Here is a 21,691-nt window from a genome sequence, read left to right as displayed (position 1 = left end):
CAATCACTTGTTTTGCTCTTGCTCAGATTCAGCAACTTTTGCTTTGGATGTCTTTAGTTCGGGTTTTTTTCCATTAAGGACTTTAATTCCAATTGATTCTGCCTTTAATATTATTTCCAATCTTTTCTTTTTACCTACAGTGTGAGCGATACGAGCTGCATCTTTATCCTTGTTTAATTTCAATAATTCATTTACGTTGTGAATAAGATTATCTACATATCCAGAAGGATGTAAACCCCTAGCAGCTTTGGGTCCCCCATAGCCAATTTTTACTAATGCTGGTACACCTGACACTTGAAGTCTCATCTTGTTATCTATTCCCTTAGGTTTTCTCCAGTTTTCTGCAAGTCTTTTATACCTCCAACTTTCTTGTCTTTTGAACTTTGGTCTATGTTCGGAAACTTTTTTACGTTGGTCAAGGAGATCACCATTAATTACCATAATACTTTTTTATTCTTGTTTGAATAAATAAATATGTTTCCGACTGGTAAGCAGAAAATAACGATTATCAGCATACAAAAATAGTTATCTCAATACTAACATGAAGTACTAAAAGATAAGGAAATGGAAAAGGATAAAAGCTTTAATTTACAAAATTAATTTAATGAGTAAATACGAATTGCCCCAACTCCCTTATAATTTTGACGCATTGGAGCCATACATTGATGCAAAAACGATGGAAATCCATTATACCAAGCATCATCAAACATATACTAATAATCTAAATGCCGCTCTTGAAAAGTGCTCTGAGGATGTTCAAAATAGGGATATTACAGTCATACTAAGTAAGCCTTGATATAATACCAAGTGAATTAAGAGGCGCAATAAATTTCAATGGAGGTGGTTTTGACAATCACAGAATTTTTTGGAATAACATGACTTCAAATGGTGGAGGAGAGCCACAAGGACCAATTGCAGAAGCTATTAATTCTACGTTTGGGAGCTTTGCAAATTTCAAGGAGAAATTCACAACTGCTACGGTGGGAATTCAAGGAAGTGGCTGGGGATGGCTAGTATTCGATCCGATAAATACCAAGGTTGATTACAAATCCATGCCAAATCAAACAAGTCCAAGAACAGAAGGCTTGATACCACTATTAGGTTGTGATGTCTGGGAACACGCTTATTATTTGAAATACCAAAATAAGAGACCAGATTACGTCAATGCTTGGTGGAATCTAATAAACTGGCAAGATGTAAATGATAGATACGAAAAATCAAGAGGGAAATGACCTATCCGAAATTTTTATTCGGTGATATCTATCCTTGCAAAGCTTTCGCGGAGAGTAGTATTCACGCTCATGCTATAATTATAAATAATCTCTGAATAATTCCTCAAGATAGGGATATTTTCATCTAATGTTTTGGTCAATGAAAACCCAGGACAATCACCAGTAAATTGATAGGAGGCGTGGACCGATACCCTATTATTTTCATTCTGTGTCCATGAAAAAAAGGGATAAAGCGAACAAACTCCGGGTTTAGATGAGTTAATACTACAAGACCCTCCACCGTTTAAGAAACGACATGTAATCTGTTTTCCGTTCTCAGCTTCACCTTCGGTCTCACTTCTTTTAAGATTTACCATTGTCAGAGTAGTAATAATTTGCGATTCCTTCCTGAGAGTAGAGTTAGTATGTTCCCATGTAGCTACATACGTTTCCTTCTCTAAAAAATCTGTGCGGTTTGGATAACCTAAACCCTTTGAAATTACAGATATATCTCTAGATGTTAAAGGAAGCCTGCCCTGTTTTTCACAGCAATTATGACAGTCAGGCCAAAGGCAATCCCAAACCACAAACTCAGAGGTCTCTGAGAGGTAAGGGATATGATAGGTAACTTGATTCAATTTTAAGAGGTAATCCCTAACATCTGATCTAAGTCCAAGATGTATATCACGAATCTTAGGGTCAATAGTCCACTTCTTTGAAAGTTTTTCTAGTGCGATTAAAACCTCATCCGATTTCTCAGATTCCCTACTTATAGGGGTCATGTATTAGAATTATAAACCCGACTGTTTAAATGTGACTATGACTTCAATTCTGATCCTGCTGATCGAAAAAACAAGAAAATGACATTGGAAAATTACAAACAAAAGGAGAAAAGGAAGGGCAAACATGCATCTTCTACCGAAAATCGCCGTTTGGTTTGGGAGCACGTTATTTGGCCCCTTATTTTGGATGTCAATAGAAATTACTTTACTTTGCAAGAATATCATAGGAAAAGAGATATGGTTTGTAATGAGAAAGAGATTCTTCCTTCAAAAATAGCTGGCGGATTCGTCTCACTTTTAGTAAAAGGGATAGTCGTTCGTGAAAAAAGCATATACTCCATTCATTACAAACTAATTCCTTATATGAGGAAAAAAGCTCATTTAGACTATGGAACAGTAATAAGAGAAATTAATACTAAGAAATAGTCTTTTTTTCAAAATCTAGTTGTTCCACCCGCATCCTAGAGATAAAATAAAATATTGGAATATTGTAACAACAAATGTAGCTCGTGAAGCCCGGTCGAACCAAATTTCATGGTGCCGAATCTAGTGGTCAAACTCCAAAAAAGGGCTAGGGATTTCAGGCTCTGGATCTTATAGAAAAGAAACCTGGAGACAGCAGTTCGAATCTGCTCCGGGCTACTTGACTCACAGAATTTATTTTATTGTGCTTGTTTGTAACATCAATGATAACCTAAATCAAATGAGGTCCGGCCCCGATTATTTCATCAGAAATGGGCTCGAATTTTTTAAAATTATTAATAAATAATCTCGCTAACCTCTTTGCAGAAAAGTCATATTGATCTTTGTCGTGCCAAGTATTTCTAGGATTTAAAATACTAGAAGGTACGTCAGGACAGGATACGGGATATTGGAGGTTAAAAATATCGTGAGTTTCATATGAACTGTTTTCCAAAATTCCCTTAATTGCTGCAGATACCATCAATCGGGTATATTTGAGATCTATTCTCTTACCAATCCCGTATGGCCCTCCAGACCATCCTGTGTTTATGAGGTAAACTTTGGAGTCATGTTCAGTTATCTTTTCACCCAATAATTTTGCATATTCTGCTGCCTTCAATGGCATAAAGGGAGCTCCGAAACATTGGGAGAAGGTTTCTTTTGGTTCAGTAATACCTCTTTCTGTTCCAGCCAACTTGCTTGTATACCCAGACATAAAGTGATACATTGCACCCTCTTTTGATAACCTTGATATAGGAGGCAATACACCAAAGGCATCAGCAGTAAGAAAAATAACTACAGAAGGATGTCCACAAACACTTGGAATAACCGCTCCGGGTATAAAATCTAGAGGATAAACGACTCGAGTATTTTCAGTGAGGCCACTATCAGCAAAATCAGGCTCTCTCGAGAATGAATCGATGATCACATTTTCCATAACGGACCCAAACTTTATCGCGTTCCATATCTGAGGTTCTTTTTCTTTATTTAGATTAATACATTTAGCATAACAACCACCCTCAAAATTAAAAACTCCGGAGTCTGACCACCCATGTTCGTCATCCCCGACTAGTCGACGGTTTTCATCTGCAGATAATGTAGTTTTTCCTGTACCGGACAAACCAAAAAATAACGCAGATCGACCATCTCTTCCCAAATTTGTGGAACAGTGCATCGGAAAGACGCCTTTTTTCGGTAGTAAGAAATTCATAACCGAAAACATTGATTTCTTGATCTCACCAGCATAGGAGGTTGATCCCATCAGAATGAGATTCTTTTTAAAATTTATTATTATGAATGTATCGGAATTTGTTCCTTCACTATCCGGAATAGATGCAAAGTCGTTGAGAGACAAAAGTGTAAAATCGGGTTTAAAATCGATTAATTCGGTTTGAGTTGCGTTAATAAATATCTGATTAGCAAAAAGACAATGCCAGGCCTGATCTGTTATGACTCTTATAGGTAATCGTAACGATTTATCCGCACCTACATATCCATCAAACGTGTACAAAGTCTCTTCTAGCTTGTTCTTAGAGATATGCTTTTTCATGCGTTGTAGTATAGAATCAAAATTTTCTTCAGAAATAGGATGATTAATCTTACCCCAATCTACAGTGTTAGCAGTAATCTCGTCTCTGACTATGAATTTATCATCAGGCGACCTACCTGTGAATTTTCCCGTCCTTACGGACAATGATCCCGTGGCAGATAATTGCCCCTCGTTTCTTAATAAGGCTGCTTCAACTAATCGGGGGACAGGTAAATTTCTTCGTCCCTCATTAATTGTAAAGTCCATCTCCTAAATTTGCATGATAATATCAATAGTTATAATCTTTGGGGTAAATTGTTATTAAAGATATAGATAATTAATTAAAAAAAATAATTATAGGAATAATATTTTGATAATTTATTTTATTGCATTTTAACAAATAATAAAAAAAATAATATAAGTAGTCAATAAACAACTGGAAAATATAATTTGAATAGATTATTTGAATAAGAATTCACTTAAATCTATATTGAAAAAATATCGCATTATTTCTACGTAGCTCTTTACTGGTGGTGGAATATCTTCTTCACATGCTATTCCAAGATCCCTTGCATTGAACCATATAATCAAGCTATGAAGAATAACTAAGAATCGATAGTAAGCATTATCAACTGTTCCAAACGATTTTATATATTTGTCTGCCAAATTCCACGAAGCTGTAAAGTCTATGCAATCACTCTTGTAAATTGATTTGAGTTGATCTTCAACGTTGTTCCCAAATTTGAATGGCTTCTCGCATAGTAGTATCGGGAAATCAATCTTATTGGGTAAATAGAGAGCCGGTGGCGACCAGATAGACAAAATCTTTGATCCAGTTCCTAGTTCAGATTCAAACTTATTAGCTAATGTACTGTTTATTCTATCATCAGTAAACCAAGAGAAAATAACACTGGCTTCAGTAAGTGGATATTTCGTTGCATCACCTACAACCAAAAATATGTCATCTAAAGAACGAGTCTTGTTAGAAATTTCATCTAATACGGCCGGATCGATGTCGATACCTACTGCCTTTTTCACCCTAAACTCATTCTTAGCTATGATAAGAGTTGAAGGGTTATTACCTATTCCTAAATGGTAGAATACATCACCCTCATTAAGATTTGATAAAATAAACATTCTTCTAATGAAATCATCAGGAATTACTACTCTGTCTCCACTTATGATATTACTCGGAAGTGTCGATACAAATTCATTGATTTTCAAGAGTACTTACCTTGATTTATCTCAAATAAATCTAAATTTATTGGTTTCAATGGTAGAAACAAAAACGAAATAATCAAAATTCAACAAATATATTGTCATTTTCAACTATGACCTCGTACGATTCTTGGCTTTTCAGTTTATGAGAAAACCACAAGAGTTCACCCGTTTCAATATTCCATGTCGCACCATGTGATGGACAAGTAACTTGATTGTCCTTTAGAATTCCTGTGTGCAATCGTGCTCCCGCATGTGAGCAAATGTTGTTAATTGCAAAATATCGACCTCCCTTATTTATAATCAGAATTTCTTTACCACCAAGAGTCATACTCCTTAATTTGCCTTCCTCAAAATTATTGACATTATCAATTAGAAACCTAGTCATTATGTAATGTCCAAAAATAGAATAATAAAGTCATATTAAATTATCGTAAAAAAATACTCGATACTATTGAGGATTCAATTGCTTTAATAGTAGAGCTTTTTGAACATGCAAACGATTTTCAGCTTCAGTCCAAACTACCGAGTGTGGACCATCTATAATACTAGGAGATACTTCCTTTCCCCTTTTAGCAGGCAAACAGTGCATGAAAATATAGTCTTTCTTTGCAAACTTAACCAAGTCATCGTTGACCTGATATCTTGGAAAGAACAGCTTTTCTCTACTATGGATCTCATTTTCCTTTCCTATCGAGATATGAGTGTCCGTAACAACTACATCAGCATCGACTATGGCCTCATTTGGATCAGAAGTGATTAATATACATGAATTATTTCTTTTTGACTCTGTTCTTGCAATGTCTGTTATCCAATCCAACGGTTCAAAGCCCACTGGAGTGGCCACAGAAATATTAATACCTAGCTTTGAACATCCAAGTAGTAAATCATTACAAATATTGTTACCATCACCTATGTAAGTGAGCTTGATACCCTTTAACTTTTGTTTATATTCAAGGATCGTTTGAAGATCCGCTAATATTTGACAAGGATGAAATAGATCAGATAATCCATTAATTACAGGAATAGTTGCAAAATTTGATAATTTCTCAATATCTTCATGAGCATACACCCTTGCCATCAAAACATTCACATATAATGAAAGAGTTTTCGCGGTATCCTCAATAGATTCTCCTCTAGATAGTTGAAGTTCATTAGAGGATAGATTTATGGCGTGTCCCCCCAAATGAAGCATAGCTGTTTCAAAGCTTATTCGCGTCCTTGTTGAAGGTTTTTGGAATATCATCCCCAGGATTTTTCCATTGAGACATTTGGAATTCGACCCTATTTCTCTATATTGATTTTTCAAAAATAAGGATAAATCCAATAATGATAGTATTTCGTTTTCATCCAAATCGCGAAGACTTAAGAGATCGCCTTTCAATGTTAGAAAGGAAAAAAAACCTCAATTTAATGCTTTCAAAGCTATTTCTTCTTTTTGAACCAGCCAAAACGACTTTTTTTCTCATTCTTATTTTTTTCAACATCAGCGGACTTGACTATTTCTTTTTCTAATTTCTTATCCATGGAGAAAGAATTTTTTGTTACTAGACTTGATTCATTTGACGTTGTCTCAACGTTACTCGTCGGGGTTCCTATGTTAGAATCATTGTTAGATAGGCTTACTTTAACTTCATCGATGTCTGCGTCTGTATTTTCCTGACGGTGATCGGAAATTGAAGTAGGTAGTTCTGAAACCATCTCCTCTTCGAAAACTTTATCATCTATAGTTAAATCATCCTGTGATTGTTCATCCAAGACAGCTTGAGTATTATTTATAGTGTCAAAGGAAATTACATTTGATTCAACATTCTCTAAATTTTGAACATTTTTTTGGGAGGAAACGAAAGATTCGTTGGTGAAAATTGTATCTACAAACTTGTTTTTGTTGAACATTATAATATCATCATAGCCTTGACCCACTCCAAGATATATTATAGGCTTTGAGGTTATGTATGATATAGAAATGACTGATCCTCCCTTGGCATCTGCATCAGCCTTTGTCAATATGGCTCCATCAAATTCAGTGTAACTAAAGAATTCTTTTGCTTGGTTAATTGTATCATTTCCGGATAAAGAATCCCCTATAAATAACTTCAAATCAGGCTTAATTACTTTAACAATCTTGCCTATCTCATCCATCAAATTTTTTGCGGTTTGCATTCTTCCCGCCGTATCAATGAGCACTACATCCACGTAATGTTTTCTTGCGTATTCTACTGCATCTCTAGCGACGGCGGAAGGATCAGCACCATACCTTTGAGAAATCACCTTGATAGATAATTTTTCTGCATGAGAAGAAATTTGTTCAATGGCTCCAGCCCTATGAGTGTCAGCAGCTGCAATTACCACTGAAAAGCCTGCTTTTTTGACAAGATTGGCAACCTTTGCAACCGTAGTTGTTTTTCCCGTACCATTAATCCCCAAAAAAACTATCTTAAATGGACCTTCTTTGTTCTGTTTTTTTGATTTTATTTCATGAATTAAATCAATTGACCCTGCTTGAGATAGAATATTCGAAAAACTATCTTTTAAGGCGTCAGAAATAATCTGCTCAGCCGATTCATCCTTTTGTAATTTTATTCCAACTAATTTATGCTTAAGTTGTTTGGACAAATCATCTATCACATCCTGAGACACATCACTCTCCAAAAGTGAAACATTAAGATCGAAGAGACTTTCATCCAAATCCTTTTCTGACAATTCTTTTTGGCCTATGCTCTTTGCCGCGTTTGAAAAGGCTTTCTTTAATTTATCAAACATTTCAATATCCCTCCCTTAATATCTTAGAGTTAAGGCAAAACACATCATACAAGGCATCTAATGAGTATGTTTTGATGAACTATGGGAGTGGGAGTGAACGGATTCATTACCTTTTTGCATTTGACTCATGTAAGAATTAACCGTGTTCTGTATTTCCATCATGCGGTGAGATATTTGTTGCTTTTGGTTGGATAACTGTTTTGTTGCAAGTTCAAACTCCTTTATCCTTTGTTCAACAAAATTTATTGCGTCATCTTTCTTTTTTTCAATGACAACACCAGCACCAATGTTTACTAGAACTCGCTCAACTGGATAAATCGTAGATTTGACATATACTCCTATGCCTAGAGGTACTAAAGATATAGTTTCAGACTCCTGGGATAAATCAATTAAGCCATTATAGGAATTATGAGATTCCTCATATAGTCGATGCAAGACCGATTCCTTTGATACTATGTCGTTGTAGTAAGCCTCAAGTAGTTTAGATTCTTGTATCAAGTCATTTACTGTTTGCTCTATGCTTTGAGAGTGCCTTTCACCGCTATTTACAACCATAATTAGATATTGAAATATGACTTTATTATAACTTTGGCTTCCATAACATGATCATGAGATTATTAGCGTATGACCGCTTTTGTTGAATTAAGAAAGAATAGGTATGAGCATATTTGATTTGAATTAATAATTATCAGATCGAATCACCTCTATCAAATCTAACTTAAATAAGTAATTCATAAAATAGATTGAACCATGGGTCTAATTTATCCTAAAAATAATTGATCCTGTTATTAGAAGCAATTTTATTTTTTGCATTTTGTGCGTAGAGAATGATAATATCTTCACATTTTTTGAAAGTTCGTATCTTGACCATTAAAAATATATTAAATAATGTGAAACTTACAAACCAAGAGTGTATAAAGTTTTTATTAATGGTTATGGGATAATCGGCAGTCGTTTAGCATCGGTACTTTCAAAAGACAATGAGACCAAGCTAGTCGGGATTGCGAAATATTCGCCGGATGAAAAGACTCAAGATGCGATTAATAGAGGTTACAGAGTTTTTGTTCCCAATAAACATATCAAAGAATTTAAGAAAAATAATTTTGATATCGCTGGAAATATAGAGGAGGCAGTTATTGAATCTGATCTGGTCATAGACGCATCATCAGAAGGAAATGGATACAAAAATAAAGTCAAATACTATAGGCCGTTTGGAAAGAAGGCGATCTTTCAGGGAGGTGAGGATAGATATGGAAAAAAATCAGTTGCAGAAATAATTCATAATTCAAGGATAAACTATGATAAGACAAAAGGCAAAGACTTTGTTATCCAGGGAAGTTGCAATGTGACAGGGATGGGCAAGATAATTCAACCTCTAATTGAAAATTATAAAGATTCCATCAAGAGGTTTGATGTTAATTTGATCCGAAGGTGGGCAGATCTAGAAGATAAAAAAGAAGTCAAAGATTCAATAGAATGGGATAAAGATCCACACCATCAAGATGATTTTAAAGATATAGTTCCTAACATTAATTTATACGTAGATGCACTTAAAGTGCCCTCGCGTATGATGCATCTTCACCAAATGACGATCAGATTTAGCAAGTCTCCTCCCTCTAAGGATGCATTATTGAAAATATTTCAAGATGAATTTGGTGTGGCTATATTAAATAACGCAAAAGGGACCGGAGAAATCAGAAAAAAGGCAATAGAGTTGAAGTTTGAGCACGGAGATACAAACATGGTTCATATTCATAGTGAATTGATCAGAGTTCAGGAAGATATCTTAAAAATTTCATACTCAGATGATCAAACAGGCATGGTCATTCCAGAAAATTATTTGCTAATTCAATCTATGTTAGGGAAAAAACCAAGGAATGAAGCGATAAAACTCTGTGATAAACTATTTGGATTGAAGAGAAAAAAGAAGGTTTTAGAAAAAACATATTATTAGAAAATCCAGTATTGCCTTAGTTCACAACGCAGACCCCTTTTGTTAGTTCTTTTGAGATCCCTTCAAACCAAATATCCTATCAAAGTAATCTGAAGATTCAGCAAGTAATGGAGCATTAGTAGTGTTTTCCCCTTCCGGTACTTTTGCTAATTTTCGTGCCAACTTTTTCTTAAATTCTAACTGCATTTGTCTTGCAATTTGAATTCGTTGTGCTTGAGGAGAACCAGCACCGTGCATAGACTCGGTCAAGTAACCAACTGCATTTCTTCCCAATGTCATGTTTTCAATTAAACGAAGGATGCGAACCCTATCTTCGGTAGAAACGCCCTTTCTTCCTTTTAGATACTTGTCTAACAATGGACCAGTTACTGCTCCTCGGAAATCTTTTTCTGAAGGCATTGTAACCATGAGACCACCTGCAATATCTTGGGCTAGGCGCCCTATTTCGTAGGGAAAACGAGTAACATTATGTTTGCATACGTTAGCAAGCATATCATCGTTTATGAAATTGCCGGATTCGGTTTTATATGCCTGATGAGAGGAAGCAATGCCTGCAGCAAAAATTGTCTCATTTAGGTGTGTCATCTCTATTAATTTATCTTTAATGTGAGAGGCATTTGAAATTCCATTGTATTCAGCAATCGCTGCAGATGCACCTATCAATACATCCCCTAAGCCAGTCTTACATACATAGCTTCTTCTATGGTAACATGTAAATCTTTCAACAAGCATAGAAGCAAATTCTACTTCCCCTTCCATAAAAATTAATTCGTTTGGAATAAATACATTGTCAAATATTACCAAGGCCTCCTGGCCAGAAAATTGGGAGTTTCCGGCATCTAAATCGCCATCCTCCATACTCCTGGTATCACACGACTGTCTGCCATAGATGTAAGTAATACCTTCAGCATCAACGGGAATAGCTCCAACGATTGCATAATCTTTGTCTTCTGGTCTAAGTCTCATAGTAGGCATAACAATCAGCCAGTGAGAATTAATGCATCCTGTTTGATGTGCTTTTGCCCCTTTTATATACACACCCTTATCATCTCGTTTTACAACATGAACAAACATGTCTGGGTCCTCTTGCTGTGAAGGGGACAAACTTCGATCACCTTTTACATCAGTCATTGTGCCACCAATTACGTAATTCTCATATTGAATCTTTTTAATGAATTCAATTAATCGAGTGTGATATGGAGTTTGGTACTTCTTATCAATCTCAAAAGTTGTTGAATATAATGAGTTTAATGCATCCATCCCTACGCATCTTTGAAAGCAAGTTCCTGTTTGCTGCCCAAGCTTACGCTGCATTTTGTTCTGATTCACCAAGTCTTCGGACTTTTCGGCAATATGTAAAAATCGATTAACTTGCATACCTGTCAATGAGGATTTTGCTGAACCTATTTCGGGGTCTTCTACGGCTATATCATAAGTTGCAGCAACCGCATTTATTGATGGTCGTATCATTGGATGATCAACTGGCTCCTTAACTAACTCTCCAAAGAGATAAACCTGTAAATTTCTATTTCTAAGACTTTCAATGTACTCCGACCCATTCTTAATAGGCATATATTAAATTGGATGAGATTATATTTGAATATTTGTATATTTCGCAATACCTAGGTGCCCTTGATGAAAAACATATAATTTTATTTCGATCGGCACAATCAAATCCTAATTGAATCAATTGGAGGTTATAAAGTCACTTTTGAAAAACGAACTTCTGATGGAAGAATCCGAGGTTGAAGTATTTCTAGCGTTGGTAAAGATAGAAAAAAGTACTTCAAAAGAAATAGAAAATTTTACAAATAAATCAAAGGATGAGATAATCGAAATTGCGAAAAGATTAGAATCCAAGGGAATGGTAATTGAAGTAAATAGGAATGAGTTTAGGGCTTTGCATCCCAGATTTGCGGTAGTTAATAGATATCGAAAGTTATGTGCTTCTAAAAATATCGAATTCAAAAAAAATTTAAAGATAGATCAGTTAGCAGTGATAATCGAAAAGTATCAAAACTCTGTATAACAACCTAAAATGTAATGCCTAAATATGGGATTATCATCTATTTTATATTTAAGATGCAATCTTCAACTTCTTCTAACAATAAGGATAAGGTTACCTACTTTGGAGTAATTAATATTAATGAGAATGGCAGGAATATAGGGGCCATTGATATTTGGAGAAGTCTGATTACAAAGAAACTCTTTTGTGAGGAAAAGAGATTAGGGATTCTCGATATTACAGATAAAATTGGCATGCCCCAAATAAAGGATGAAGAGGTATGGGTCGTAGCCGTCAACAGGTTTAGAAAGGGAAAAGACAGATGGAAATTAATAAGTGTAATTAAGGAAGGCAAAAATGAATTTATTGATACAGATGATGAATCTAATGTTACAGTTGAAACTTCAAATTACAAGATTATTGATAATGATTGGTGGAGTTTTTCAGTTTCTGAGAATGTAAATAAGAGTATAGAGATTACAAGAGAATTGAATTAGTATGATAAATGAGTATCCTGAAGAATACTACAATCTGAACTTGGATATCAATATAAAGAATGTAGTCGAAGGTTCCGTTGCAAGCAAACTATCAGGGTTTTTTTTTGTTCGAGATAATAGAGTAGTATTTAGTGCTTTGGCTTTTGGACGCATAGGAGGGCATAATGTAAATGTAAAAATCTCAAAATCGAGCGCCAATGAAATAAAGAAATTAGGTTATGATCCTGAAATAATACTACAAATTGTTCAAAGGAAAATCATTGAAGGGGAAATTTCAATATTAGACGCAAAGAAAAAGAAAAAGAAAACTAGCTAAAGTAATGCATCTTTAAGTGCTGTTCCACAAATACAATCCAATCTTGCTTCTGTAACCGATGGGATTATATTTAGAAGTAAGTTCCTGGTATTTTCAACATTCTTATGCAAAGTTTCAATTATTTCCTTAGTTGAAACGGGTGTATCGGCCCAAACATCATAATCAGTAATGGTTGCTATAGATAGGTAACAAATTTCAGATTCCCTTGCAAGAATGCATTCAGGGACCAGAGTCATCCCGATGACGTCTGCGTGTAAAACTTCTCTAAATACTTTAGATTCTGCTCGGGTAGAAAAACGAGGACCCTCTATGCAAACATATGTACCTTTATCATGGTAATTCATATTCAGGTTGATTAGACATTTTTTTGCAGTACTCCTCAGATCAGAGCATAACGGATCAGCCATTGAAATATGACAAACTTGGGGTCCATCATAAAAGGTATACTCACGCCTTTTGGTAAAATCAATATATTGGTCGGGAAGCACTATGTCACCGGGTTTGAATCTATAATCTAGACTACCAACTGCAGATGGTGCAATTATTCTCTTTACGCCTAATTCTCTTAAGGCCCAAATGTTTGCACGATAATTTATTCTGTGAGGCGGAATTTTGTGTCCTTTACCATGTCTTGGAAGAAAAGCTACTTTTTTATCTCCATACCTGCCTACTGAAATAACATCTGAAGTTTCACCATATGGGGTCTGAGGCTGGAGCGTTTTTTCTTCTTTGAACAGATTTGTATCATAAATTCCAGTACCACCGATGACTGCAATAGGAACTGAATCATCTTGAGAAAGCATTAGTAAGTCACCATGGAACAAACAGAGTAACCCTTAGATTGCAATAATGCCCCTCCCCCAAGAGATGACAGTTCCACTATCATGGCAAATCCAGAAACTGACCCCCCTAATTCTTCTATAAGTTTAGCAGCAGCTTTGGCCGTGCCACCAGTAGCAAGAAGATCGTCAGCAATCAAGATATTATCACCCTTTTTCAACGAATCTGACTGCATCTCCATGACCGCTGTACCGTACTCTATGCTATAATCCTGTTTTATGGTACTGCCAGGTAGTTTGCCCGCCTTGCGTATCATGATAACACCTCTATTGAATCTCAATCCAAGCAGTGTAGCTAGAATAAAACCTCTGGCCTCTATTCCCGCTATATAATCAATTTTTAGATTTCCAAATTTTTCATAAAAATAATCACCAAGCATGTTAAATGATTTAACGTCTCTAAATACTGGAGTGATATCCCTAAACAAAATCCCTTGTTTCGGAAAATCAGCATAATCTCTGATTAAGTTTTGGATATAATTTGTACTGGCTTGCACAAAATTTTTAGCATACATCCCACAAAAAAACATTTCTTGATATTTAGGTAAGAAACAATTATTATAAATCTCTGGTGTATAAAAAGAAGTAATAAATCTTGAAACTTGCCGACGCAAGAAGGGATCAATATCGTAAATTAGCCAAAGAAAATAACTACAGAAGTCGTGCTGTTTATAAGCTATCACAGATAAACAAATCCTTTCATTTATTAAAAAGGGGAATGAAAATAGTAGATATAGGAGCAGCACCCGGCGGGTGGTTACAGTTTGCTTCAAAGATTGCTGGGGATAATGGATTAGTTATTGGGATAGATCTAAAGGATATAGAACCGATTCCTAATGTCATTACTCTTAAGAACGATGTAGATGACAGAGAAACATTAGCCTTGATCCTAAAATCTTTGGGAGGAAAAGCAGACATAGTAATGTCCGATCTTGCTCCCAATGTATCGGGTTTATGGGAAATAGATCATCTAAGACAAATTGATTTAACTAGAAAAGCAGTAGAGATAACTAAGAATATACTTAGGCATGACGGAAATGCTTTATATAAAATATTTCAGGGCGAATCTACATCTGAATTTGTGGCTGATACTAGAAAAATCTTTTCTGAAGTAATTCTCACGAAGCCTGATGCAAGCAGAAAACAGAGTAGTGAATTATATTTATTGTGTAAGAAATACAAACCGCCCAAGGTGTCAGACATTTCTGGATAATTTAGGTACGATGTGGATCAATCAGTAATTCAACATCGTCTTTTCAGCGGATTCTAATCTACCAAGATCTCCAATACTTTTGATTAAGTTTTTTAATAATTTCTGTGGTCGGCCTTCCACAATCGATTCACGAGCAACTTCTAAGCCGTCCTTAAATGATTCTACCCTATTTCCTGCTACAAGTACAGCAGCACTATTTAGAAGAACGATATTTTCTTTTGGTTTATTGTTGTATAATCCATAGACAACACGCAAACTTTCATTAATAGCATCCATTTTATTTTTTACTATCATCTCATTCATAGAAACTCGTGGTAAACCTAGTGAGAGCGGATCGAGTATTTCAGAGTAGAGATTATATTTTCCATCCTCGGAAATAACATGAACGATTGTATTTTTCGCAGTAGTTGAAAGTTCATCCATGCCATCTTCTGAACGCACAATCATGGCCCGTTTAAGTCCAAGTATTGGAATTATTTTTGGAATGATATGTAACATTAAAGAATCAGAGACACCGATAACTTGTGCGTATAGATTACTACAAGGATTACATAAAGGTCCAATTTTATTGAAGACGGTTTGTATCCCTAACTCCTTCCTAATATGTGAAACATGTTTGAGCCCTGGGTGATAATTAGGAGCAAACAAAAATCCGAATCCTATAGATTCAATGGAGCTAATAACATTTTTCATCTTGTTATTATCCAAAGGGTAACCTACATGGTCAAAGAAATCGGCGCTACCACTTAGCCCAGATGATGATCTGTTACCATGCTTCGCAATTGCAAGATTTTTGCAAGAACTAGCAATAATCGCTGCAGCTGTACTAATGTTAAATGTATTAAGCATATCCCCTCCAGTTCCACAGTTATCCACTATTGGGAATACAGTTTCGGGAGTTATTCGATTAGATGCTGATCTTACTGCATCAATCACACCTGCAAATTCGACATGGTTCTCACCATTTACTACCAAACCCATCAAGAAAGATGAAATAAATATATCAGAGCATTTTCCCTCCATAATGTTCCTCACTACTCCAGCGATTTCTTCGTGATTGAGATGCTCTCTCCTTGACAATTTTGACAGGATTCTTTTATAAAGTAACCTGCCCTCTTCCGATGAATTAACATCTTCTGCTAAATGGTGTTCCTCAAAAATAGAGCTCATTTCTTCACCATTTGAATGAAGTTTGATAAGATTTTTTTTCCCTCTGTCGTTAGCACTGATTCAGGATGAAATTGAATTCCCTCAATCAAAAATTTTTCGTGGCGTGCACTCATAATTTCATCATCGTCAACCGATGTAGAGGTAATTTTCAAGCATTTAGGAAATGTAGCTTTGTCAGCGATTAACGAATGATATCGTGTAGCTATAAATGGATTTTCAACACCATCAAATAATTTTGAGTTTCCTTTAAATCTAATCTCACTGGTTTTTCCATGTCGGATGTCTCTTGCTCTTGTAACTTTTCCACCAAATGCATGCACCACTCCCTGATGGCCCAAACATATACCCAAAATAGGGATAGAAGGTCCAAGGTTAGTTATTACTTCGTTACAAATTCCAAAATCTTTTTTATATTTTGGATGACCTGGGCCTGGCGATATAATGATAGCATCAGGATTCATTTTGAGAATTGAGTTGATGTCAATTTGGTTATTTCGCATCACTACTGGTAATACATTTAACAATCCCACTAGTTGGGAAATATTATAAACAAATGAATCAAAATTATCAATAATAAGGATCTTCATTTATAATGCTAGTCACTTGTTATTACACGCAAGATGATAATAACGCTTTCTAAAATTCTAAATTGAAAGCATCTTTTTGTAGAAGTCGAATCTATTCATTATATCAGAATTGGTAATTTCAAACAATCTCTCCGTGCCAAATGATTCTATTGCAAATGTGCCCATTATGTTACCCATCAAGATAGAATCTTTTATCAAAGGAATATCGTCAAATATATCACCTTTCTTATTAGAGATCAAATATCCCATGAAACCACCTGCGAAAGAATCGCCTGCACCAGTGGGATCGATTACCGAGTCTAAAGGATAGCCAGGGATTGGTATGATGTTATCATCAAAAAAGAATAGAACACCATGTTCTCCCTTTTTAATGATCGCAAACTTTGGACCATATGATAAAAGCTGTTTACCGCATTTAATCAAATTTGAAGTATTGCAAAGTAATCTAGCTTCCTGATCATTTATTACAACACCATGTGTCTTTTCCATCATCTCAATTACCGCATTTTTTTTGTTTTCTATCCAGTATTCAATTGTGTCACATACGATTAATTCAGGCTCAACAAATTTGTCAATAATCTTAATATTTTGATCTGGATCGTTGTTTGCCAGGTATAGAAATCTAGAATTAATATAGTCTTTTGGAACAACAGGATGAAAATCTTCTATAGCATTCAATTCAGTGAGATTTGTAGTTCTGTGAGACAAGTCATAATCAAATGAAGAATCATAGAAAAAGGTCTTTTTGTTGTTATCAAGTACAAGGCCATCTAAATTGAATCTACTTTTTAATAACTCATAGTAGGAAGACGGAAAATCGTTACCGATCACCCCTATTAACGAGACCGGGGTAAAAAAGGACGCAGACATAGATGCGAAAGTTGCAGCACCACCCATAATTCGTTCTCTCGTCTCAAATGGAGTACGGGTCGTATCTAGGGCGACCGAACCAAAAACTGTTAACATTAACAAATTGTATTAGAATATTTAATATAAAATATTGGTTACTGAGATATTATAAAGATGGGTGAGAGTCTAAAAATTGTCGTAGGGATTAGTGGAAGTTCGGGAGTAATTTATGGTATTAGATTTTTACAAGCTTTATCTAAGTTGAAGGTAGAAACCCATCTGGTCTTAAGCAAATGGGCAAAAAAAAACATTGAGATTGAAACAGATGAAAATATTGGAGAAATCTTAAAAACTGCAAACTACAACTATGACGAGGCCGATATGGCCGCCGCTATTTCAAGTGGTTCATTTAGGACTAACGGAATGGCCATTATCCCTTGTAGTATGAAAACAATGTCTAGCATAGCAAACGGATACGATGATAATCTCATCTCAAGAGCTGCCTCTGTAACCATTAAAGAGAACCGGCGGCTTGTTATTGTTCCTAGAGAAACTCCTCTATCTAAAATCCATATTTCAAATATGCTAAAATTATCTGAAATTGGGGTTATAATTTTGCCTGCAATGCCAGGTTTCTATCACAGGCCAAGCACAATTGAAGATTTAATAGCACATATAATTGGTAAAACTCTTGATCAGTTTGAAATAAAGAATAGCGCTTTTACGAGATGGGGTACAGAACACCACTAAACAGAAATAATTTGTTACGGTTCTGTCGACATATTCATGGGTTCGATAAATTGGCATGATGTTAGAGCATTCTGATTAAATTCAAGCTATGAACCTAAAGCAAATGAATTTCTAGCTACTCTTTTCCCATAGTTCTAACCGTTCTAATTTTTTCTTACGTTTATGCTCCTCTAACATGTGATAAACAGATTTGTGAGAACTACCCTTACATATCATAAGGATTGCGTTTAGTGCTAATGAGTTCTCGTCAAATGTACCAATAAAACCTGCAAAATGGCCATAAATTGAAATATCACATCCTGAAAAATCTTCCAGATTCTTACGGAACTTCCCATTTTGTCCAATGAGTCTTGATTTTATCCGGTCTAATGAATTTAAAGATTTTCCCGAGTATTCTCGAAGGTCTACTAGCTGAAGTATGCATTCGTCTGACATGAGTCGAAACGCTCTTTGCGGGGCAAATCCCTTTGAGATAGCAAGTATGATTTCTGATGCTTTAAAAATACCGCTTTGGAGTAGAGAATCCTTATCTTTCAATCTGATTGATACGTCACCCGTCTCGCCATCAATGTCCAAGTAAACTTTACATTTTGATTCGATTTCAGTTTTAACTTTACCGTTTTTTCCAACTATAGATCCAATACGGTCCTTTGATACCCTAACCGTTTTAAAGACGCCATCAAAAGTCACTGCATAAATTATAATGTCAATCTATAATAAATTTCATAAGGATATTTTGCTAGCCACCATGAACTACAGTTAATATAGTTACGATATCACCAGACGTAATTTTAGCTCGGCCCCCACCTAAGATGGAGGAATCTACACCGTTAATGGCCACCATAATCTCATTCTTCTTGATTTCTCCACTTAATTCATATCTATTTTCTATGTAATCAATCATATCGTCTATAGTTAATCCATCTTCTTCCACGAGTAATTGCGGATAGCCTACGGATTTTCTAATTCCCCCTCGAAGATCTACAGTTATCAATATTATTCAGAAACTTCTTCTTTCTGTTCGGAAGGCTCATCCGAATAAGAAAGAGAAGCATTTTGTTGGGCTAAATTTCTGTTTACGTTTGATGTTATGAATCCAGCTATTTTGTTTCTTAGTTCTTTTGACCTAACTACGGCGAAATTCTTAATTGTCTCTTTATTTTCATTAAAATCACTTGTAAATTTATCAGGATAACGTTCTAGCAATTCGTTAGCCATCTTCTTGACTCTGTCCACACAGTATGAAAAAAACAAGGGTATTTTATCTCTTTTCCTGGTAATACTATAACCGATCATTCTAAAATTCTATTGACCATGAATAAATCGCGATGCATTTTGCAATAGCAGGTTGGTAGTTTCATCAAATGATTTTTCTATGATGGTAGAAACTAAATACTGGACGCTAATAATCAATGACGGAGAAGTCAGCACGTTTTCAAGACAACCCTTGTATTTAACTGGCCCGTCAGTTTCCAATAACACCAAATCGATATTTGCTTCACGGAGCATATTTTGTTTCTCTTTGTTATACAAAATATAAGGACCAAAAGAGACGCATAAATCCAAGTTGATAATTTTTTTGAGCTGTTTTTTACTCCCTTCATACCAATGGAAAACAGCATTTTTAATTCTATATGAAGGCAACATGTTTAGAATATCACCTACTGATCTCCTTGAATGTATAGAAATGGGTATTTGATTCCGTTCAGCTAATAATAGCATTGTCTCGAAAATAAATTTCTGGCTCTCCATAGAATTCTTTGTCTCTGGATTCACATATGTCGGGTCGAGCCCGATTTCACCGATACCATCTATATGCCCTATGTTTGAATAGAAAAAATTTTGAAAAGAATCAATATCTATTAAATCATTTGCAAACTGAGGGTGGATTCCTACGAAGGCATGTAAAAGATTAGTACCTTTTAAATAATGTTGTTTTAAAAGTAATGTGTTATAAGAAGAGTCATAATCTTCGGACATGCAAAAACACTTTATTTTAGTAGCTTGTATCAAGCCGAAAATTGATTCGTAATGTTGATGATATTCTCTTGATGACAGATGAATATGAGAATCAATATAACTCAATTATCAACATAATTGTAGAACAATTACTTAATACTTGGGTTATTAGATTTTATTACTGAATATTCAACTCGTTCTTTCAAGAAAAATTTTTACAACTCGCTAATACGAATAAGTTGGAATTTAATAAAAACATTAAAGTGAATAATTTAATCAATTTTACATTGTTATTTAATAGAATTGGATAGAAACAAAATCGTTCAAGGTTGATTATTGATTCAAATTCCGAAATAGCTTTAGCCTCAGTTCACAGAATTATAAAGAAATTTGGGGCCGAGAGAGTTAGTGATAGCGCAGCAGAGGAGTTAAGAAAAGTTCTTGAACTTGTTGGAGAAAATGTTGCCAAGCAAGCGGTAGAACTAGCAAGACACGCTCATCGAAAAACTATAAAACCAGAGGACATAACTCTTGCTTCTAAAAGTATACTAAAATACTAATCCTTCAAAACATGTCTAGATAAAGACTGGTCAAAACTAGATTTCAGATGGTTACAAAGAAATATAAGTTTTCAACCCTTGATAAATCAAAACTGCTGGTGGGGTGGCAGAGCGGCCATGCGTTCGCCTGCAGATTAAAAAAAAACATAGTAGATAGCGAATATATAAGGGTTCGAATCCCTTCCCCACCTTTGGTGTCATAATAAAAAAATCTTAAAGTATATAGCTTTTTTTTCTGATAAAATATTTTCAATCGATCCTACAAGTAGTCTCATATCAATGTTGAAGAGAACTTTTGGAGTCTCCCTAAATTTCTCCATAGAGCGTCTTAATATAGAAAAATAAATATCTAATTCGCCCTTTTGCAAATGAACATAAGCAGCATCAACCAAAATAATGCCATTGAGTAATCTCTTTGTGCAACCAGAAGCTTCCTTCCAAATCTTTTCCAAAACTTCATGAGACCTCCAAAATCTTTCCATGTTAAACAAAAATATTGCCGACGATATTGTTTCTTCGGTTGACCAGTTTTTGCTCTCTTCGGTGAGCTCCTCTATAAATAAGATTTCACCTATCCTTCTTATAGAAACAAGAAAAATCTCGTGGTTACTAAGGAAAATGGTATTTTGGTATGAACCTATATCCAATTCTAAAAAGTATCTTGATATACGAATATCTCTTATCTCTTCAGTATTAGAGTAGGGTTCCGTTATTTGTCGCAATTCTTGTAGAATGTCTTTAGAATTTTCAGGTTTACATTTCGTCTTATTACTAAGATAGACAAGATATCTCTTTCTCATCAAGGAATTTCCACCTTCATTGTACAGATCTCCTTTCCATATCCTGATACTTGAACAAGTTTTACACGGTTAGAAGACTGATTCCGAAGAAGGTCGTAACCCTCTTTTTTTAGATAAATAACCACAATTTTGACACTTGTACATTCGGGGTCTTTTATAGGTGTAGATAATGTCATTTTCTTCAACCGATTGGTGGAGAGTCTTTAACATACAATTGGTACAGAACCT

At 35.1% G+C, this 21,691-nt stretch carries 28 protein-coding genes, 2 tRNA genes and 1 pseudogene; 11 read left to right on the top strand and 20 right to left on the bottom strand.

Annotation, left to right across the window (positions count from 1 at the left end):
- Positions 1 to 3 precede the first annotated feature (3 nt).
- The gene (locus ACMT7R_RS03255; protein ID WP_415309999.1) at positions 4 to 441 is read right to left on the bottom strand and encodes a 50S ribosomal protein L32e; all 438 of its coding nucleotides are present in this window, start codon (positions 439 to 441) and stop codon (positions 4 to 6) included.
- A 163-nt stretch (positions 442 to 604) separates the two neighbouring features.
- On the opposite strand from ACMT7R_RS03255, the pseudogene ACMT7R_RS03250 reads away from it, so the two are divergent.
- A pseudogene (locus ACMT7R_RS03250) lies at positions 605 to 1,232 on the top strand (superoxide dismutase).
- A gap of 14 nt (positions 1,233 to 1,246) precedes the next feature.
- On the opposite strand, the gene ACMT7R_RS03245 reads toward ACMT7R_RS03250, so the two are convergent.
- Positions 1,247 to 1,993, bottom strand: coding sequence for a YkgJ family cysteine cluster protein (locus tag ACMT7R_RS03245; RefSeq protein WP_415309998.1), 747 nt, complete (start codon positions 1,991 to 1,993; stop codon positions 1,247 to 1,249).
- A gap of 84 nt (positions 1,994 to 2,077) precedes the next feature.
- On the opposite strand from ACMT7R_RS03245, the gene ACMT7R_RS03240 reads away from it, so the two are divergent.
- Together ACMT7R_RS03240 and ACMT7R_RS03235 are read left to right on the top strand one after the other, a co-directional pair.
- A complete protein-coding gene (locus ACMT7R_RS03240) occupies positions 2,078 to 2,419 on the top strand; it encodes a hypothetical protein (RefSeq protein WP_415309997.1) in 342 nt (113 codons plus the stop codon).
- Positions 2,420 to 2,506: 87 nt separating this feature from the next.
- Positions 2,507 to 2,635 (top strand) — tRNA-Gln (locus ACMT7R_RS03235).
- Between the two features lie 52 nt (positions 2,636 to 2,687).
- Here ACMT7R_RS03235 and pckA read toward each other — a convergent pair.
- From pckA to pfdA, 6 genes are all read right to left on the bottom strand, one after another.
- A complete protein-coding gene (pckA, locus tag ACMT7R_RS03230) occupies positions 2,688 to 4,250 on the bottom strand; it encodes a phosphoenolpyruvate carboxykinase (ATP) (RefSeq protein ID WP_415309996.1) in 1,563 nt (520 codons plus the stop codon).
- A gap of 192 nt (positions 4,251 to 4,442) precedes the next feature.
- Complete coding sequence (locus ACMT7R_RS03225; RefSeq protein ID WP_415309995.1) at positions 4,443 to 5,207, bottom strand: SAM-dependent methyltransferase; 765 nt, start codon at positions 5,205 to 5,207, stop codon at positions 4,443 to 4,445.
- A 73-nt stretch (positions 5,208 to 5,280) separates the two neighbouring features.
- Complete coding sequence (locus ACMT7R_RS03220; protein ID WP_415309994.1) at positions 5,281 to 5,589, bottom strand: Rieske (2Fe-2S) protein; 309 nt, start codon at positions 5,587 to 5,589, stop codon at positions 5,281 to 5,283.
- A 63-nt stretch (positions 5,590 to 5,652) separates the two neighbouring features.
- Positions 5,653 to 6,585: an ornithine carbamoyltransferase gene (argF, locus tag ACMT7R_RS03215; protein WP_415309993.1), complete on the bottom strand. Its 933-nt coding sequence runs from the start codon at positions 6,583 to 6,585 to the stop codon at positions 5,653 to 5,655.
- Positions 6,586 to 6,626: 41 nt separating this feature from the next.
- A complete protein-coding gene (gene ftsY / locus ACMT7R_RS03210) occupies positions 6,627 to 7,964 on the bottom strand; it encodes a signal recognition particle-docking protein FtsY (RefSeq protein WP_415309992.1) in 1,338 nt (445 codons plus the stop codon).
- Positions 7,965 to 8,021: 57 nt separating this feature from the next.
- On the bottom strand, positions 8,022 to 8,519 hold the full coding sequence (pfdA, locus tag ACMT7R_RS03205) for a prefoldin subunit alpha (protein WP_415309991.1): 498 nt from the start codon (positions 8,517 to 8,519) through the stop codon (positions 8,022 to 8,024).
- A gap of 355 nt (positions 8,520 to 8,874) precedes the next feature.
- Between pfdA and ACMT7R_RS03200 the strand changes: the two genes are divergently transcribed.
- Positions 8,875 to 9,918, top strand: a complete 1,044-nt coding sequence (locus ACMT7R_RS03200) for a type II glyceraldehyde-3-phosphate dehydrogenase (RefSeq protein WP_415309990.1) — start codon at positions 8,875 to 8,877, stop codon at positions 9,916 to 9,918.
- A gap of 42 nt (positions 9,919 to 9,960) precedes the next feature.
- Here the strand turns inward: ACMT7R_RS03200 and ACMT7R_RS03195 are convergent, their stop codons facing one another.
- The gene (locus tag ACMT7R_RS03195) at positions 9,961 to 11,490 is read right to left on the bottom strand and encodes a 4-hydroxyphenylacetate 3-hydroxylase family protein (RefSeq protein WP_415309989.1); all 1,530 of its coding nucleotides are present in this window, start codon (positions 11,488 to 11,490) and stop codon (positions 9,961 to 9,963) included.
- A 139-nt stretch (positions 11,491 to 11,629) separates the two neighbouring features.
- On the opposite strand from ACMT7R_RS03195, the gene ACMT7R_RS03190 reads away from it, so the two are divergent.
- From ACMT7R_RS03190 to ACMT7R_RS03180, 3 genes are read left to right on the top strand one after another with little or no spacing between them, the layout of a single operon-like run.
- Positions 11,630 to 11,947, top strand: a complete 318-nt coding sequence (locus tag ACMT7R_RS03190; RefSeq protein WP_415309988.1) for a helix-turn-helix domain-containing protein — start codon at positions 11,630 to 11,632, stop codon at positions 11,945 to 11,947.
- Positions 11,948 to 12,000: 53 nt separating this feature from the next.
- Entirely contained in the window at positions 12,001 to 12,420 is a 420-nt protein-coding gene (locus ACMT7R_RS03185) for a hypothetical protein (protein ID WP_415309987.1), read from the top strand.
- Position 12,421: 1 nt separating this feature from the next.
- Positions 12,422 to 12,736 (top strand): hypothetical protein, encoded by a 315-nt coding sequence (locus ACMT7R_RS03180; protein WP_415309986.1) that lies wholly within the window; start codon positions 12,422 to 12,424, stop codon positions 12,734 to 12,736.
- Here ACMT7R_RS03180 and ACMT7R_RS03175 read toward each other — a convergent pair.
- Positions 12,733 to 13,539: an S-methyl-5'-thioadenosine phosphorylase gene (locus ACMT7R_RS03175; protein WP_415309985.1), complete on the bottom strand. Its 807-nt coding sequence runs from the start codon at positions 13,537 to 13,539 to the stop codon at positions 12,733 to 12,735. The two genes, ACMT7R_RS03180 and ACMT7R_RS03175, sit on opposite strands and share 4 nt — an antisense overlap.
- The gene (locus ACMT7R_RS03170) at positions 13,539 to 14,090 is read right to left on the bottom strand and encodes an adenine phosphoribosyltransferase (protein ID WP_415309984.1); all 552 of its coding nucleotides are present in this window, start codon (positions 14,088 to 14,090) and stop codon (positions 13,539 to 13,541) included. The genes ACMT7R_RS03175 and ACMT7R_RS03170 overlap by 1 nt, the downstream gene beginning before the upstream one ends.
- Before the next feature lie 80 nt (positions 14,091 to 14,170).
- Here ACMT7R_RS03170 and ACMT7R_RS03165 point away from each other — a divergent pair, with 80 nt between their 5' ends.
- On the top strand, positions 14,171 to 14,788 hold the full coding sequence (locus ACMT7R_RS03165; RefSeq protein ID WP_415309983.1) for an RlmE family RNA methyltransferase: 618 nt from the start codon (positions 14,171 to 14,173) through the stop codon (positions 14,786 to 14,788).
- A 21-nt stretch (positions 14,789 to 14,809) separates the two neighbouring features.
- Here the strand turns inward: ACMT7R_RS03165 and trpD are convergent, their stop codons facing one another.
- Genes trpD through ACMT7R_RS03150 form a run of 3 tightly spaced genes read right to left on the bottom strand, consistent with a single transcriptional unit; the run spans position 14,810 to position 17,511 of the window.
- Entirely contained in the window at positions 14,810 to 15,958 is a 1,149-nt protein-coding gene (trpD, locus tag ACMT7R_RS03160) for an anthranilate phosphoribosyltransferase (RefSeq protein WP_415309982.1), read from the bottom strand.
- The gene (locus tag ACMT7R_RS03155) at positions 15,955 to 16,545 is read right to left on the bottom strand and encodes an anthranilate synthase component II (protein WP_415309981.1); all 591 of its coding nucleotides are present in this window, start codon (positions 16,543 to 16,545) and stop codon (positions 15,955 to 15,957) included. The genes trpD and ACMT7R_RS03155 overlap by 4 nt, the downstream gene beginning before the upstream one ends.
- Before the next feature lie 57 nt (positions 16,546 to 16,602).
- Positions 16,603 to 17,511: a PfkB family carbohydrate kinase gene (locus tag ACMT7R_RS03150; RefSeq protein WP_415309980.1), complete on the bottom strand. Its 909-nt coding sequence runs from the start codon at positions 17,509 to 17,511 to the stop codon at positions 16,603 to 16,605.
- A 57-nt stretch (positions 17,512 to 17,568) separates the two neighbouring features.
- Here ACMT7R_RS03150 and ACMT7R_RS03145 point away from each other — a divergent pair, with 57 nt between their 5' ends.
- On the top strand, positions 17,569 to 18,144 hold the full coding sequence (locus ACMT7R_RS03145; RefSeq protein WP_415309979.1) for a UbiX family flavin prenyltransferase: 576 nt from the start codon (positions 17,569 to 17,571) through the stop codon (positions 18,142 to 18,144).
- 111 nt (positions 18,145 to 18,255) lie between these two features.
- Here ACMT7R_RS03145 and ACMT7R_RS03140 read toward each other — a convergent pair whose 3' ends face one another.
- From ACMT7R_RS03140 to ACMT7R_RS03125, 4 genes are read right to left on the bottom strand one after another with little or no spacing between them, the layout of a single operon-like run.
- Positions 18,256 to 18,834, bottom strand: a complete 579-nt coding sequence (locus ACMT7R_RS03140) for a KH domain-containing protein (protein WP_415309978.1) — start codon at positions 18,832 to 18,834, stop codon at positions 18,256 to 18,258.
- A gap of 49 nt (positions 18,835 to 18,883) precedes the next feature.
- Positions 18,884 to 19,138 (bottom strand): MoaD/ThiS family protein, encoded by a 255-nt coding sequence (locus tag ACMT7R_RS03135; RefSeq protein WP_415309977.1) that lies wholly within the window; start codon positions 19,136 to 19,138, stop codon positions 18,884 to 18,886.
- 2 nt (positions 19,139 to 19,140) lie between these two features.
- Positions 19,141 to 19,440: a 30S ribosomal protein S17e gene (locus ACMT7R_RS03130; RefSeq protein ID WP_415309976.1), complete on the bottom strand. Its 300-nt coding sequence runs from the start codon at positions 19,438 to 19,440 to the stop codon at positions 19,141 to 19,143.
- Between the two features lie 9 nt (positions 19,441 to 19,449).
- Complete coding sequence (locus tag ACMT7R_RS03125) at positions 19,450 to 20,229, bottom strand: TatD family hydrolase (RefSeq protein WP_415309975.1); 780 nt, start codon at positions 20,227 to 20,229, stop codon at positions 19,450 to 19,452.
- Positions 20,230 to 20,432: 203 nt separating this feature from the next.
- On the opposite strand from ACMT7R_RS03125, the gene ACMT7R_RS03120 reads away from it, so the two are divergent.
- Both ACMT7R_RS03120 and ACMT7R_RS03115 read left to right on the top strand, forming a co-directional pair.
- Positions 20,433 to 20,663, top strand: coding sequence for a histone family protein (locus tag ACMT7R_RS03120; RefSeq protein ID WP_415309974.1), 231 nt, complete (start codon positions 20,433 to 20,435; stop codon positions 20,661 to 20,663).
- Between the two features lie 97 nt (positions 20,664 to 20,760).
- A tRNA-Cys gene (locus tag ACMT7R_RS03115) sits at positions 20,761 to 20,854 on the top strand.
- A gap of 6 nt (positions 20,855 to 20,860) precedes the next feature.
- On the opposite strand, the gene ACMT7R_RS03110 is transcribed toward ACMT7R_RS03115, so the two are convergent.
- Together ACMT7R_RS03110 and ACMT7R_RS03105 are read right to left on the bottom strand one after the other, a co-directional pair.
- Complete coding sequence (locus ACMT7R_RS03110) at positions 20,861 to 21,463, bottom strand: DUF309 domain-containing protein (RefSeq protein WP_415309973.1); 603 nt, start codon at positions 21,461 to 21,463, stop codon at positions 20,861 to 20,863.
- Positions 21,463 to 21,639 carry a hypothetical protein gene (locus tag ACMT7R_RS03105; protein WP_415309972.1) on the bottom strand — a complete coding sequence of 59 codons (177 nt, stop codon included), beginning with the start codon at positions 21,637 to 21,639 and terminating at the stop codon, positions 21,463 to 21,465. The genes ACMT7R_RS03110 and ACMT7R_RS03105 overlap by 1 nt, the downstream gene beginning before the upstream one ends.
- Positions 21,640 to 21,691 lie beyond the last annotated feature (52 nt).

This window comes from Candidatus Nitrosocosmicus sp. FF01, from assembly GCF_047711275.1.
GTDB lineage: Archaea > Thermoproteota > Nitrososphaeria > Nitrososphaerales > Nitrososphaeraceae > Nitrosocosmicus.
Note: the sequence above shows the minus strand (reverse complement) of the source record. Positions and strands in the feature narration are given on the sequence as shown.

Excerpts from the sequence above, each read along its gene's own strand:
- pfdA (WP_415309991.1), bottom strand. The coding sequence starts at position 8,519 with ATGGTTGTAAATAGCGGTGAAAGGCACTCTCAAAGCATAGAGCAAACA.
- ACMT7R_RS03255 (WP_415309999.1), bottom strand. The coding sequence starts at position 441 with ATGGTAATTAATGGTGATCTCCTTGACCAACGTAAAAAAGTTTCCGAA.
- ACMT7R_RS03105 (WP_415309972.1), bottom strand. The coding sequence starts at position 21,639 with ATGACATTATCTACACCTATAAAAGACCCCGAATGTACAAGTGTCAAA.
- ACMT7R_RS03170 (WP_415309984.1), bottom strand. The coding sequence starts at position 14,090 with ATGTATGCTAAAAATTTTGTGCAAGCCAGTACAAATTATATCCAAAAC.
- trpD (WP_415309982.1), bottom strand. The coding sequence starts at position 15,958 with ATGAGCTCTATTTTTGAGGAACACCATTTAGCAGAAGATGTTAATTCA.
- ACMT7R_RS03150 (WP_415309980.1), bottom strand. The coding sequence starts at position 17,511 with ATGTTAACAGTTTTTGGTTCGGTCGCCCTAGATACGACCCGTACTCCA.
- ACMT7R_RS03175 (WP_415309985.1), bottom strand. The coding sequence starts at position 13,539 with ATGCTTTCTCAAGATGATTCAGTTCCTATTGCAGTCATCGGTGGTACT.
- ACMT7R_RS03145 (WP_415309979.1), top strand. The coding sequence starts at position 17,569 with ATGGGTGAGAGTCTAAAAATTGTCGTAGGGATTAGTGGAAGTTCGGGA.
- ACMT7R_RS03185 (WP_415309987.1), top strand. The coding sequence starts at position 12,001 with ATGCAATCTTCAACTTCTTCTAACAATAAGGATAAGGTTACCTACTTT.
- ACMT7R_RS03180 (WP_415309986.1), top strand. The coding sequence starts at position 12,422 with ATGATAAATGAGTATCCTGAAGAATACTACAATCTGAACTTGGATATC.
- ACMT7R_RS03195 (WP_415309989.1), bottom strand. The coding sequence starts at position 11,490 with ATGCCTATTAAGAATGGGTCGGAGTACATTGAAAGTCTTAGAAATAGA.
- ACMT7R_RS03155 (WP_415309981.1), bottom strand. The coding sequence starts at position 16,545 with ATGAAGATCCTTATTATTGATAATTTTGATTCATTTGTTTATAATATT.
- ACMT7R_RS03245 (WP_415309998.1), bottom strand. The coding sequence starts at position 1,993 with ATGACCCCTATAAGTAGGGAATCTGAGAAATCGGATGAGGTTTTAATC.
- ACMT7R_RS03110 (WP_415309973.1), bottom strand. The coding sequence starts at position 21,463 with ATGAGAAAGAGATATCTTGTCTATCTTAGTAATAAGACGAAATGTAAA.
- pckA (WP_415309996.1), bottom strand. The coding sequence starts at position 4,250 with ATGGACTTTACAATTAATGAGGGACGAAGAAATTTACCTGTCCCCCGA.
- ACMT7R_RS03220 (WP_415309994.1), bottom strand. The coding sequence starts at position 5,589 with ATGACTAGGTTTCTAATTGATAATGTCAATAATTTTGAGGAAGGCAAA.
- ACMT7R_RS03130 (WP_415309976.1), bottom strand. The coding sequence starts at position 19,440 with ATGATCGGTTATAGTATTACCAGGAAAAGAGATAAAATACCCTTGTTT.
- ftsY (WP_415309992.1), bottom strand. The coding sequence starts at position 7,964 with ATGTTTGATAAATTAAAGAAAGCCTTTTCAAACGCGGCAAAGAGCATA.